This is a genomic window from Luteimicrobium sp. DT211, from assembly GCF_049844995.1.
Lineage (GTDB): Bacteria > Actinomycetota > Actinomycetes > Actinomycetales > Cellulomonadaceae > Luteimicrobium.
Genome location: NZ_JBNCMC010000002.1, coordinates 536,263 through 548,398, shown reverse-complemented (window position 1 = coordinate 548,398; position 12,136 = coordinate 536,263). Strand labels below are relative to the sequence as shown.

The following is a 12,136-nucleotide window of genomic DNA, read 5'->3' as shown; positions in this document are numbered from 1 at the left end:
GGGGCGCGTCAGGATCGCAGGATCTTCTCCATCGCCTTGCCGCGTGCGAGCTCGTCGACGAGCTTGTCGAGGTAGCGGATCTTCTGCATGAGCGGGTCCTCGACGTCCTCGACGCGCACCCCGCAGACCACGCCCGTGATGAGCTTGGCGTCCGGGTTGAGGTCGGCCGCGGCGAAGAAGTCCTCGAAGGTCGTGCCGTCCGCGAGGTGCCGCGCCAGCTCGGCGTCGCTGAATCCGGTGAGCCAGCGGACGACCTCGTCGAGCTCGGCCGTCGTGCGGCCCTTGCGCTCGACCTTGGCCACGTAGAGCGGATAGACGTCGCCGAAGGGCGTCGTGAAGATCCTCATCGGTCGGCGGCCCCCTCGGCAGGCAGCTCCTCGGCGAGGGCGACCACGATCCCCGCGGGGCCCCGCAGGTAGCAGAGCAGGTACGCGTCCTCGTAGCGCACGAGCTCCCCGATGAGCTCGCCACCGTGCGGACGCAGGCGCTCGACGACGTCGGCGACGTCGTCCACGGCGAACATGACACGGTGCAGGCCGAGCGTGTTCGACGGCGGCTCCCGCGGCTCCGGGACGACGGTCGCCGGCGCGTGATAGACGGTGAGCTCGAGCCGGCCGTGCCCGTCGGGGGTGCGCATCATCGCGATCTCGGAGCGCAGGTCGTCGAGCCCGACGACGCGGCCCGCCCACGGGCCCTCGATGACCGTCCGGCCCTCGACCTCCAGCCCGAGCTCGGCGAAGAAGGCGATCGCGGCGTCGAGGTCGTCGACGACGACGGCGACGTTGTCCAGCCGTTGCACGGTCATCTCCCGACACTACGGCGGTCCGGGTGCCGCGCGCGACGGCGCCTCCGCGAGCGTGGGGGAGAAGGTCGGCCCAGACTGAAAACATGGCCACTGACTCTGCCGACCCTGCCGTCGGTGCCGACCCGTCGGGCGGGCAGTCGTCCGCCGAGCCCGCGAAGAAGCCCTCGTGGGGCTACGTCGCGAAGCGCACGTTCCGGGAGTTCCAGGCCGACGGCGGCCAGGACCTCGCCGCGGCGCTCACCTTCTACGCGGTGCTGGCAGCCGCACCGGCGACCGTGGCGCTCGTGTCCTTGCTCGGGTTCGTCGGGGACCCGGAGAAGGCGATCAACGACACCCTCGACTCGATCAAGGACTTCGCGCCCCCGCAGACGCTCGACCAGGTCGAGTCCTTCATCCGGCCGATCGCCGGGAGCACCGGTTCGGGGTGGGCGCTCGTGATCGGGCTCGTCCTTGCCCTGTGGTCGGCGTCGGGGTTCGTCGGCGCGTTCGGTCGCGCGATGAACCGGGTCTACGGCGTGCCGGAGGGGCGGCCGGTCTGGAAGCTGCGCCCCTGGCTGCTGCTGGTGACGGCGGTCGTGTTCGTGATCGTCGTCGCGATCATCGCGGCGATGGTGCTGTCCGGGTCGGTGGCCCGGCAGGTCGGCGACCTCGTCGGGCTGTCGAGCACCGCCGTCACCGTGTGGAACATCGTGAAGTGGCCCGTCATCGCCGTCCTCGCCGTCCTGCTGGTGGCGCTGCTCTACTGGGCGACGCCGAACGTCAAGCAGACCAAGTTCCGCTGGCTCAGCCCGGGCGCGCTCGTCGCGCTGATCATCGCCGCGGTCGCCACCCTCGCGTTCGGCTTCTACGTCGGCCACGCCGGCAACTACAACGCGACGTACGGGACGCTGGCCGGCCTGTTCATCCTGCTGCTGTGGATCTACATCCTCAGCATGGTGCTCCTGCTCGGCGCCGAGCTCGACGCCGAGCTCGAGCGCGGGCGCGAGCTGCAGGCCGGGGTCGCCGCCGAGGAGCAGGTCCAGCTCCCGCTGCGGGACACCAAGGCCAGCGACAAGCAGGCCGCCAAGCGCGCGAAGGACGTCGAGCAGGCGCGGGCGCTGCGGGCGACGGACGGGCGGAGTGCCGAGGCCGAGCCCGACGCGTGACGGGGAGGTCGGCGACGTCCCTGCGCCGGGTGCCCGGGCCCCTCACACGGACGTCGTGGAGACTTCCGGCGTGCTCGGGAGGCTTGCGAGATCCGTCCCGATTCGACCGTCTGCGCTCGTCGAGAGGTCCGGCGGACCCGTCCGGGGGCTGGTTTGAAGTCCCCGGCGCACGTCCGTACCGTCGTTGAGGACCTCGGTGGTGCCGGGGTCGTCAAGCCTCGCGTGAAGGGTGGCGCGCCGTCGGACGACGGGCGCGCCGGAAGGCGTCGACGACCGTGACGTGAAGTCCCCGTCCGGCACTGCGAGCCTTCGCCGAGGCCGAGGCCGAGGCCGAGGCCGTGGGACCGGGCCGCCGCCTGTGCGCTCGAACACACGTGCCCGACAGGTCGCGGCCGCGTGAGCTCGCGGCCGCGAGCTGGTGCGCGGCGAAGCGCGAGCCCTCCTCTTGATGCAGAGGAGCGTGTGGCTCATTACGTATACTAAAACGGAGAGTTGCGTCGTGACGAAGTATGAATATAGTTGTGACGCATCATCGGCCAGGCAAGGGAACACAGTGGCTCACATCGCACCAGATCTCGTGGACGAGATCGTCGGCATCGTCGCCCAACGCATCTCGCCCGAGGTGGCCGAGACGTTCGAGCGCTGCTTCACGAACACGCTGGACTCGACGGTCGAGATCGACGACGACGGCATGGCCTTCATGGTCACGGGCGACATCCCGGCCATGTGGCTCCGTGACTCCTACTGGCAGCTCACGCCGTACCTGCGGCTCGTCGATCGCGACTCCCGTCTCGCCGACCTCGTGGCCGCCGTCTCCCGGCGTCAGCTGCGCTACGTCCAGCTCGACCCGTACGCCAACGCGTTCAACGCGGGACCCGACGGCGCCGGGCACCAGGACGACAGCACCGCGATGACGCCCTGGGTCTGGGAGCGCAAGTACGAGGTCGACTCGCTGTGCTCCGCCCTGCGACTGGCGCACACCCTGTGGCACCGGACGGGGCGTACCGACCACCTGGACGAGTTCCCCGCAGCGCTCGCCGCGGTCGTCCGCGTGTGGCAGGTCGAGCAGGACCACGAGGCCCGCTCGCCGTACACGTTCGAGCGCCCGGACCCGTTCCTCCCGACCGACACGCTCGCCCGCGACGGCCGCGGGCCGCTCGTCGCGCCGACCGGGATGACGTGGAGCGGCTTCCGTCCCAGCGACGACGCGACCACCTACGGCTACAACGTCCCGGGCAACGCGTTCGCCGTCGTCGCCCTGCGCGACGGCGCCGTCCTCGCTCGCGAGGCCTGCGGCGACCCCGCGCTGGCCGAGCAGGCGGAGGCGCTCGCGATCGAGCTCGAGGCCGGGATCTGGAGGCACGGCGTGGTCCCCGGCCCGGACGGCGGCGACATCCTCGCGTACGAGGTCGACGGCCTCGGCGGTGCCCTTGTCATGGACGACGCCAACCTCCCGAGCCTCCTGTCCCTGCCGATGCTCGGCTGGATCGACCCGGAGGACGAGCTCTACCGTCGCACCCGGTCCGCCGTGCTGTCGTCGGCGAACCCCTACTGGTTCAGCGGGAAGGCGGCGTCGGGCGTCGGCAGCCCGCACACCCCGGGCGCGCAGATCTGGCCCATCGCGCTCGCGGTGCAGGCCCTGACCTCGGGTGACGGCGCGGAGAGGCTGCGCCTGCTCGACGTGCTGTGCTCGACGGACGGCGGCACCGGCCTGATGCACGAGTCCTTCCACGCCGACGACCCCGCGAGCTTCACCCGGCCCTGGTTCTCCTGGGCCAACGCGATGTTCTGCGAGCTGGTGCTCGACGTCGTCGGGGTGGGCGAGCCGGCGCTCGCGGCCGCGCCGCGGGGCGGCGAGCCGTCGACCAGGGCCGCCTCATGAGCAACCAGACGCTGACGTCGGCCGCGCCGACGGGTGGGGACGACCGCGGGAGCCGGGAGCGCCCGCGGGTCTCGCCGAAGCCGCGAGCGGCCCGCGTGCCGCGGACCGGGGTGGCGCGGCGCCAGGCTCGGGCGGCGTGGATGTTCCTCCTGCTGCCAGGCCTGTTCTTCCTGGTGTTCACGCTGCTGCCCGCCGTGCTCGCCGCGGGCGTGAGCCTGACCGACTACGCGATCATCGGGTCGCCCAGCTGGGTGGGGCTCAAGAACTACACGGAGATCGTCCACGACCCGTTCTTCTGGACGGCGATGAGGAACACGCTGCTCTACACGGTCCTGTACGTCCCCCTGGGGCTCGTCATCGGCCTCGCGACAGCCATGCTCCTCAACCGGCGCCCCCGCGTCTCGCGCGTGTTCCGGACCCTGTTCTACATCCCGGTCGTCTCGTCGACGGTCGCGACGGCGACCATCTGGTACTGGGTCCTGGACCCGCAGCGCGGACTTCTGAACACGGCGCTGGGGTGGGTCGGCATCGACGGGCCTGCCTGGCTCTACAGCTCCCACTGGGCGATGTTCGCGATCGTCATGATGAGCGTCTGGGCGGGCTTCGGCACCAACATGATCATCTTCCTCGGCGGGCTCCAGGGCGTGTCGACGGACCAGCGCGAGGCCGCGCGGCTCGACGGCGCCAACGCCTGGCAGGTGTTCCGGTACGTCGTGCTCCCGGGTATCCGCAGGACGACGTTCCTCGTCTCCACCCTGCTGATCATCAACGCGTTCCAGGTGTTCGACCAGGCCTACGTGCTGACGAAGGGCGGCCCGGGCAACTCGACGGTCACGATCGTCTACTACATCTACGACCGGGGCTTCGGCGCGCTGCGCATGGGCTACGCGTCGGCGCTGTCGTTCGTGCTGTTCGTCGTGATCTTCATCTTCTCGCTCGTGAACGCGCGACTGACCAACCGGGAGTCGAGATGACCGCCCACACCCTCACGGCACCCCCCATCACGTCGGAGCGGGCGCGGCGCGGTCGCGCGGCGGGCGCGGTCGTCTGGTGGGTCGCCGTCTGCCTCGTCAGCGTGCTGACGGTCGCGCCGCTCCTGTGGACGCTCGGGACGTCGTTCAAGCCTGCGGGGGAGATCCTCGCCCACGCGCTGTCGCTCGTGCCCCGCTCCCCGACGCTCGACAACTACGCGCACGTCTTCTCGACGGTCCCGTTCGCCCGGTACTTCCTCAACACGCTCATCGTGGCGGTGGGGGGCGCGGTCGCGAACCTGTTCTTCGGCTCGCTCGCCGGGTATGCGCTGGCGAAGCTGCAGTTCCGGGGGAGGGGCGCCGTCTTCAGCGCCTACCTGGCCTCGATGATGATCCCCGGGATCGTCACGATGATCCCGACCTTCCTGATCCTGCGGCACCTTCCCTTCGCGGGCGGGAACGACCTGACCGGCAACGGCGGGACGGGACTGATCAACACCTACGCGGCGGTCGTGCTGCCGGGTGCGGCCGGGGCGTTCGCCGTCTTCTTCATGAAGCAGTTCTTCGAGACCCTGCCCGACGACATCGCCGAGGCGGCCCGGATCGACGGCGCGAGCGAGTTCCGGATCTTCGCGTCCGTCTACATGCCGCTCGCGAAGTCGGGGCTGGCGGTGCTGGGGCTGCTGAGCTTCCAGGCCGGCTGGAACAACTTCCTGTGGCCGCTCATCGTCCTCAACGACCCCCACATGATGACCGTCCAGGTCGGCCTTGCGGGCTTCGTGAACAACTACGCGACCGACTACGGCCCGCTCATGGCGGGCACCGTCATCACGATGCTCCCGGTGCTGATCCTCTTCCTGCTCACGCAGCGCTGGATCGTCCAGGGCATCGCGCACACCGGCGGGAAGTAGCGGCCCGCCCGTGCCCACCTCGTCACGTTCGACCGACATACCTCAGGACCTTTCAAGGAGATCGACGATGAAGTCACATCGCAGGCCGCTCCTGGCCGTCGCCGCGCTCGTCGCGGGCGCGCTCACCCTCGCGGGGTGCTCGTCCGGCAGCGGCAGCGACACCACGGCCGACGGCCGTCACAAGGTCGTCATGTGGGGCTCGTGGTCCGGCGACCAGGTCAAGCAGATCGACCAGCAGGCCGCCGCCTTCAACAAGTCCCAGGACGAGTACGAGGTGACGTACGTCGCGCAGGAGCAGGTGGAGCAGAAGCTGCTCACCGCGATCGCGGGCGGACAGGTGCCCGACCTCGTCATGTGGGACCGGTACCAGACCTCGCTCTACGCGCCCAAGGGCGCGCTGCAGTCCATCGACGACCGCGTGAAGGCCGACGGCGTGAAGCTCGACGACTTCTACCCGCAGGCCCTGGGGGAGATGAAGTACGACGGCAAGCTCTACGGCCTCCCGCTGCTCGTCGACGTCCACGCGCTCGCCTACAACAAGACCATGTTCAAGGACGCGGGCGTCAAGGTCCCGACGACCTGGGACGAGCTGCAGACCGCGGCCGAGAAGCTCACGGTGAAGAAGGGCGGGAAGCTCGCGACGTCCGGCTTCCTTCTCAACGACCCGGGCCTCTTCAACATGTGGCTCCTCCAGGCGGGCGGCCGGCTCGTCTCCGACGACGGCACCAAGACCGCGTTCAACAGCCCCCAGGGCATCGAGGTGCTCGACTTCTGGAAGAAGCTCCTCGACGCCGGGGTCTACTCCAACGGCTTCGGCGACACGAACGACGCGTTCGCGGCCGGGAACGCCGCCATGAAGTACGACGGCGAGTGGGACATCCCGACCCTCGACGCGGCGGACGGGCTCGACTGGGGCGTGAGCGAGCCGGTCGTCGGCCCGCAGGGGGACAAGGGCACCATGATGGGCGGCTTCGGGCTCACGATCCCGACCGGCGCCAAGGACTCGGACGGTGCCTGGGCCTTCATGAAGTGGTGGGCGGCCAACGCCCGGAACGGCGTGGACTTCGCCAAGATCTCCGGCTGGATCCCCGCGAACCGCACCGCGGCCAACGACCCGTACTTCACGGACGACCCGCGGTTCAAGCCCTTCATCACGTCCCTCGACTACGCGGCGGTCCGCCCGAGCGTGCCCGGGTACTCCGACGTCGAGGGCAAGGCGCTCACGCCGGCGCTGCAGAAGTTCATGTCCGGAGAGCTGACCGCACAGCAGGCGCTCTCGCAGGCCCAGAAGCAGGGCGACCAGATCCTTCAGGAGGACCGCAAGTGAACCACCCTTCGACCGACGCCACGTGGGCCGGCCGGGCCGACCGGCTGCAGGACAGCGTCGCCGCGCTGTACGGCGCGCCGTGGCCGCAGTACCTGCACAACACCGTCCCGTTCGCCGACGGTGACGACGCGACCTTCAACTACTGGTGGCTCGCGCACCTCATGGACTGCCGGCTCGACGCGTACGACCGGTCGGGCGAGGGGCGCTGGCTCGACGAGGCGCGCACCGCGCACCGCAACATCGTCGAGCGAAACGGCGGCTCGCTGTTCAACGACTACTTCGACGACATGCTGTGGTTCGCGCTCGCGACCCTGCGGCTCGCCGAGCTGGGCGGCGAGCAGCGCTACGAGGACGACGCCGTCGCCCTGTGGGACCACGTCGTCGAGCACGGCTGGAACGACGCGCAGGGCCCGAGCCTCGCCTGGCGCAAGCAGCAGCTCGAGTACAAGAACACGCCGGCCAACGGCCCGCTCGCGATCCTGGGCGCGCGCCTGCACCGGCGGACGGGCAAGTCCGAGTACCTCGAGAAGGCGTGGGCGGCGCTCGACTGGGTGACGCGGACGCTGCGGAGTCCCGACGGCTTCGTCGAGGACGGGATCAACCGCGTCGGCGACGGTCAGGTCGACACGCAGTGGCGGTTCACCTACAACCAGGGCCTCTACGTGGGCGCGGTCGTGGAGCTGGAGCCGTACGTCGACGGGCGCGTCGCCCTCGACGACGCGGTCCGGACCGCGCGGGTCGCGATCGAGCAGCTCTCGGACGGGAGGGTCTTCCACGACGAGGGTCCCGACGGCGACGAGGGGCTGTTCAAGGGCGTCTTCTACCGCTACGCCGGACTGCTCGCGGACCGGCTGCCGGCCGGGTCGGCGGACCGCGAGCTGCTCGACGGCTTCCTGCGCCGCAGCACCGACGCGCTGTGGTCCGACGGGCTCGACGGCCGGGACGACGCCGAGGGCCCGCTCCTCGCGGGCAACGACTGGTCCACGCCGCCGTCCGGCCGGGTGTACTACTCGACCGAGCTCAGCGCCCTGATGGCGACGGAGCAGCGCGCGGCGCTCGAGTCGGCGCCGCAGCGGTAGAGGCGCCCACGACGAACGTCGTCGGGACGACCACCTTCTCGGGGCCGGCGCCGTCGCGGATCTGCCTGAGGGCGCTCGCGACGGCCCGGCCCCCGAGCGTCGCCTGGTCCTGGGCGACGTGCGTGAACCGGAAGAGCTCGGTGTCGAACCAGGCGTCGGGGTGGTCGAAGCAGACGACGGAGACGTCCGCCGGGATGCGTCGGCCCGCCAGGTGCAGCGCGTCGCGGAGGATCAGGGCGATGTTGTACTCGCCGGCGACGTAGCCCGTGACGTCGGGGTGCTCGGCGACGAACGCCTCGAGCCGCTTGACGTCGTCCTCGCGCGACGCCGACGAGCCGGGGAGCGTGGACTCGATCTCGTGGAACGCGAGGTCGTCGTCGAGGGTGACCTTGTTGCGGGCGTGGGCGCCCACCCAGCCTCGGCGCCGGTCGTCGTTCGAGGTGACGCTGCTGTCGGAGGTCACCAGCGCGACCCTGCGGTGCCCGAGCTCGAAGAGGTGCTCGGTCGCCGTGGACCCGGCCGAGATGTTGTCGCTCGTGACCGTCGCGACCGGGACGCCCTCGAACCGCCGGTCGACCATGACGACGGGGAACGACTGGGTGACCAGGCCGAGGACCGGCGGCGGGATCATGGCGGAGCTGCTGGGCAGGAGGACGAGGGCCTGCGCCCCCGCGTCGAGCACCGCCGCGATCGCCTCGGCCTCGCGCTCGAGGTCGCCACGGGTCCGCTCGACGACGAGGTGCGCCTCGCCCTGCGCGGCGTCGAGCGCGCCCTCGAGGAGGCGAGCGCCGAAGGTGTCGTCGAAGCTGGTCAGCACGAGTCCCACGACCGGCGCCGACCCGATCTGCTGGGTCTGCCGGGTCGGCTCCGTGCTGATGACCGTCGTGCCGATGCGCGGGCGTCGCTCGACGTATCCGTCCTGGCGGAGCATGTCGAGCGCGCGCCGGACCGTGATCGCGCTGACGGAGTACTGGGCCCGAAGCTCCGCCTCCGTCGGGATCCGGTCGCCGACGGCGTAGTCGCCACCACGGATCGCGGCCAGAAGGTCCTCGTAGAGCTGGCGGTAGAGCACGGCGTCACTCCAAGATTGCGCTTATTTGGCCGATTGATAATACAGCAGAACGTCGTCCCTGGTCGGAGGGCTCGCCGGGCGTGTCGCGCTCGCGCTGCGGCGCCGGTGGCGCGCCGCGTCAGAGCGCCAGGTACATGACGTGCAGCCCGACGAGCCCGCGGGTCGGGTGGGCGAACGCCGCCGGGACCGTCGCGAGGACCTCGAACCCCAGCGACTGCCACAGCCGCACCGCCCGTTCGTTCGTCTCGACCACGGCGTTGAACTGCATCGCGCGGAAGCCGTCGGTGCGGGCGCCGTCGAGCACCGCGCGGGCGAGGGTGCGGCCGGTCCCGCGCCCCGCGCCGTCAGGCCCGACGACGAAGCTGGCGTTCGCGACGTGCGACCCCGCGCCCGGGTGGTTGGGCAGGTACTTGGCGGTGCCGAGGATCATGCCGGCGTCCTTGGGGCGCGCGCTCACCGCGACCAGCACGCGCGCGCCGGGAGCGGCCATCCAGGCGCGGAAGGCGTTGTCCTCGGTGATGTCGCGCGGGTAGGTGTACGTCTCGCCGGCGCGGAACGTGGGCTCCAGCGCCTTCCAGATGCCCGGCCAGTCGTCGGCCGTGGCTTCGCGGATCTCGATGCCGGCACCCATGCTCCGACCCTATGCGGACCGGTGCACGAGGTGCACGGGAGTGCGACGGGTGGTGCCCGGCGCGGAGCGGTCCTGGAGCGACCGCGCTCGGCTTGCCGCGGGCCGTGAGCTGGTGGCACGCTGTGTCTCGCGCCAAAACCGGTTTCAAAGGATGGTCGGATGACTCAGCACGCCCTCGTGCTCCCCGGAGGTAGTTACCAGACCCACGCGCCGCACGAGGCGGAGCCTGTCGCCGTGTGGCTCGAGAGGATGGGGCTGCCGGCCACCGTGCTGCGCTACCCCGTCCGCCGGGCGCATCCGGCGGCACACCGGGCGATCGGCGCGCGGGTCGCTGAGCTCCGGGCGCAGGGCGTCGAACGGATCCTGCTCGTCGGGTTCTCGGCCGGGGGTCACGCGGCCGGTCTGGCCGCGCTCGCGCCCGTCAGTGCGGCAGCCGGCGTCGACGGGGTGGTGCTCGGATACCCCGTCGTGTCGCTCCAGGACAGGCCTCACGGCAACTCCGCGGCCGTCCTGCTCGGGGAGCACGACACCCCGCACCGCCGCGCAGTCCTCTCTCTGGAGCGGCTGGTGACCCCCACGGCCCCCCCGTTCTTCGTCTTCCACTCGTTCGACGACCCGAAGGTGCCGGTCGAGCACTCGCTGCTGCTGTCGTCAGCGCTCGCGGCGTCCGGCGTGGCGCACGAGCTGCACCTGTACCCGGTCGGGGGGCACGGCTGCGGCCTGGCTCCCGACCGGGTCGGCTGGACGCGCGCTTGCGAGGCGTGGCTGGCGCGCGAGGGCTGGACGGCGTCCGCGACCGAGGGGATTGACACGCCACCAGCCACCGGGCACTCTTAGAAAAACCGGTTTCAGCCGGTGGGCTTTCCTAGGATTTCTACGAAGGGGTAGAAGCATGACTGTCGCGCGATGGGGCCGTATCGGCGGGTTGGTCTCGAGCGTCGCGCTCGTGGGCCTCGCGATGGGCGGATGCTCGGGTGGCGGCGCCGCGCCGGGCGCGGGGGCGAAGGACCGGGGGACCTGCGACCCGGCGGCCGACGTGACCATCACGGTCGGCGAGCGACCGACGTCGGACCAGGCCGCCACCCTGGAGGCGTGGACGAAGTCGATCGCGGCGTTCGAGAAGCTGCACCCGAACATCACGATCAAGGACGAGGAGACCAAGTACGACGTCTCGACGTTCTCCGCGCTCCTGGTCGGTGGCACGCTGCCGACCACCCTGCAGGTGCCGTTCACGGACATCCAGTCCCTGATCGAGCGCGGGCAGGCCGCGGACATCACGTCCTACGTCAAAGAGGACGACGTCCTCAGCAAGCTCAACCCCCAGCTCACGTCAGTGACGCAGAACGCGGACGGTCACACGTTCGGCGTGGTCCGCGCCGCCTACACCATGGGCCTGGTGTACGACCGGGCGCTCTTCGCGAAGGCCGGCCTCGACGCCGACGCGCCGCCCTCGACCTGGGACGAGGTGCGCGAGGACGCCGCCACGATCGCGGCGAAGACCGGCAAGGCGGGGTTCATCATCCCGACCACGGCGAACGTGGGCGGCTGGCTCCTGACGTCCATGGCGTACTCGAACGGCAGCCTCGCCGAGGAGGGCACGGGGGACGCCACCAAGGTCACGCTCGACACGCCCGGCATGCGCGAGAGCCTGAAGTTCCTGCACGACGTCCGGTGGGAGGACGGCGCCGCCGGCGCCAACTTCCTCCACGACAACAACACGATCCGGGACGACCTCGCGGCGGGGTCCGTCGGTCAGACCCTCAACGGCGCGAACCTCTACAACAGCGTCGTGATCGCGCGGGGCATGCCCGCCGACGACTTCGGGCTGGCCCCCTTCCCTGCCGGTGACGACTCCGTCGGCGTCCTGGGCGGCGGCAACATCCAGTGGTTCAACCCCAAGGCGAGCGCCAACCAGGTGTGCGCCGCGCTCGCGTGGACGAAGTACTACTTCCTCGACCGCTACGTCGACCAGGAAGCGGCCGTCACTTGGGCCAAGTCCCAGGTCGCCGACGATCTGCCCGTGGGCTTGCCGGAGGTGCCGGTCGTCTCCGAGAAGCAGTACGCGACCTACCTCGGATGGATCGAGCCCTACGTCAACGTGCCGCGCGCGAACTACCGGGCCTACCTCGACAGCCTGCCGGACGCGACGATCGTGTCCGAGCCCGCCGTGAAGGCCCAGGAGCTGTACGCGGCGCTCGACCCGGTCGTGCAGGCAGCCCTCACGCGGAAGGACGCGGACCCCGAGAGTCTGCTGAGGTCGGCGCAGAGCCAGGTCCAGGACCTGGTCGACGCCGGTTGAGCCGGGCCTCCGGG

At 70.8% G+C, this 12,136-nt stretch carries 12 protein-coding genes; 8 read left to right on the top strand and 4 right to left on the bottom strand.

The window, feature by feature from the left end; translation table 11 throughout:
- Window positions 1–8: 8 nt before the first annotated feature.
- On the bottom strand, window positions 9–347 hold the full coding sequence (locus ACLQ14_RS06660; protein WP_425811158.1) for a DUF2200 domain-containing protein: 339 nt from the start codon (window positions 345–347) through the stop codon (window positions 9–11).
- On the bottom strand, window positions 344–805 hold the full coding sequence (locus ACLQ14_RS06655) for a VOC family protein (RefSeq protein ID WP_425811156.1): 462 nt from the start codon (window positions 803–805) through the stop codon (window positions 344–346). Before ACLQ14_RS06655 ends, ACLQ14_RS06660 begins: the two co-directional genes overlap by 4 nt.
- An 83-nt stretch (window positions 806–888) precedes the next feature.
- On the opposite strand from ACLQ14_RS06655, the gene ACLQ14_RS06650 reads away from it, so the two are divergent.
- The 6 genes from ACLQ14_RS06650 (at window position 889) to ACLQ14_RS06625 (ending at window position 8,120) form a co-directional block, all read left to right on the top strand.
- Window positions 889–1,950: a YihY/virulence factor BrkB family protein gene (locus ACLQ14_RS06650; RefSeq protein WP_425811154.1), complete on the top strand. Its 1,062-nt coding sequence runs from the start codon at window positions 889–891 to the stop codon at window positions 1,948–1,950.
- A 553-nt stretch (window positions 1,951–2,503) separates the two neighbouring features.
- Window positions 2,504–3,832, top strand: a complete 1,329-nt coding sequence (locus tag ACLQ14_RS06645; protein WP_425811152.1) for a glycoside hydrolase family 125 protein — start codon at window positions 2,504–2,506, stop codon at window positions 3,830–3,832.
- A complete protein-coding gene (locus ACLQ14_RS06640) occupies window positions 3,829–4,806 on the top strand; it encodes a carbohydrate ABC transporter permease (protein ID WP_425811150.1) in 978 nt (325 codons plus the stop codon). The genes ACLQ14_RS06645 and ACLQ14_RS06640 overlap by 4 nt, the downstream gene beginning before the upstream one ends.
- On the top strand, window positions 4,803–5,714 hold the full coding sequence (locus tag ACLQ14_RS06635; RefSeq protein ID WP_425811148.1) for a carbohydrate ABC transporter permease: 912 nt from the start codon (window positions 4,803–4,805) through the stop codon (window positions 5,712–5,714). Before ACLQ14_RS06640 ends, ACLQ14_RS06635 begins: the two co-directional genes overlap by 4 nt.
- Before the next feature lie 67 nt (window positions 5,715–5,781).
- Window positions 5,782–7,041: an ABC transporter substrate-binding protein gene (locus ACLQ14_RS06630; protein ID WP_425811146.1), complete on the top strand. Its 1,260-nt coding sequence runs from the start codon at window positions 5,782–5,784 to the stop codon at window positions 7,039–7,041.
- Window positions 7,038–8,120 (top strand): glycoside hydrolase family 76 protein, encoded by a 1,083-nt coding sequence (locus ACLQ14_RS06625; protein WP_425811144.1) that lies wholly within the window; start codon window positions 7,038–7,040, stop codon window positions 8,118–8,120. Before ACLQ14_RS06630 ends, ACLQ14_RS06625 begins: the two co-directional genes overlap by 4 nt.
- Here the strand turns inward: ACLQ14_RS06625 and ACLQ14_RS06620 are convergent.
- Together ACLQ14_RS06620 and ACLQ14_RS06615 are read right to left on the bottom strand one after the other, a co-directional pair.
- Entirely contained in the window at window positions 8,062–9,192 is a 1,131-nt protein-coding gene (locus ACLQ14_RS06620) for a GntR family transcriptional regulator (RefSeq protein ID WP_425811142.1), read from the bottom strand. The two genes, ACLQ14_RS06625 and ACLQ14_RS06620, sit on opposite strands and share 59 nt — an antisense overlap.
- 118 nt (window positions 9,193–9,310) lie before the next feature.
- A complete protein-coding gene (locus ACLQ14_RS06615) occupies window positions 9,311–9,823 on the bottom strand; it encodes a GNAT family N-acetyltransferase (protein ID WP_425811140.1) in 513 nt (170 codons plus the stop codon).
- A gap of 159 nt (window positions 9,824–9,982) precedes the next feature.
- On the opposite strand from ACLQ14_RS06615, the gene ACLQ14_RS06610 reads away from it, so the two are divergent.
- Both ACLQ14_RS06610 and ACLQ14_RS06605 read left to right on the top strand, forming a co-directional pair.
- Window positions 9,983–10,660, top strand: a complete 678-nt coding sequence (locus ACLQ14_RS06610) for a prolyl oligopeptidase family serine peptidase (protein WP_425811138.1) — start codon at window positions 9,983–9,985, stop codon at window positions 10,658–10,660.
- 55 nt (window positions 10,661–10,715) lie between these two features.
- Entirely contained in the window at window positions 10,716–12,122 is a 1,407-nt protein-coding gene (locus ACLQ14_RS06605) for an ABC transporter substrate-binding protein (RefSeq protein ID WP_425811136.1), read from the top strand.
- Window positions 12,123–12,136: the final 14 nt, after the last annotated feature.

Coding starts and splice junctions, on each gene's coding strand:
- ACLQ14_RS06660 (WP_425811158.1), bottom strand. CDS start 347: ATGAGGATCTTCACGACGCCCTTCGGCGACGTCTATCCGCTCTACGTG.
- ACLQ14_RS06635 (WP_425811148.1), top strand. CDS start 4,803: ATGACCGCCCACACCCTCACGGCACCCCCCATCACGTCGGAGCGGGCG.
- ACLQ14_RS06650 (WP_425811154.1), top strand. CDS start 889: ATGGCCACTGACTCTGCCGACCCTGCCGTCGGTGCCGACCCGTCGGGC.
- ACLQ14_RS06640 (WP_425811150.1), top strand. CDS start 3,829: ATGAGCAACCAGACGCTGACGTCGGCCGCGCCGACGGGTGGGGACGAC.
- ACLQ14_RS06605 (WP_425811136.1), top strand. CDS start 10,716: ATGACTGTCGCGCGATGGGGCCGTATCGGCGGGTTGGTCTCGAGCGTC.
- ACLQ14_RS06630 (WP_425811146.1), top strand. CDS start 5,782: ATGAAGTCACATCGCAGGCCGCTCCTGGCCGTCGCCGCGCTCGTCGCG.
- ACLQ14_RS06615 (WP_425811140.1), bottom strand. CDS start 9,823: ATGGGTGCCGGCATCGAGATCCGCGAAGCCACGGCCGACGACTGGCCG.
- ACLQ14_RS06655 (WP_425811156.1), bottom strand. CDS start 805: ATGACCGTGCAACGGCTGGACAACGTCGCCGTCGTCGTCGACGACCTC.
- ACLQ14_RS06610 (WP_425811138.1), top strand. CDS start 9,983: ATGACTCAGCACGCCCTCGTGCTCCCCGGAGGTAGTTACCAGACCCAC.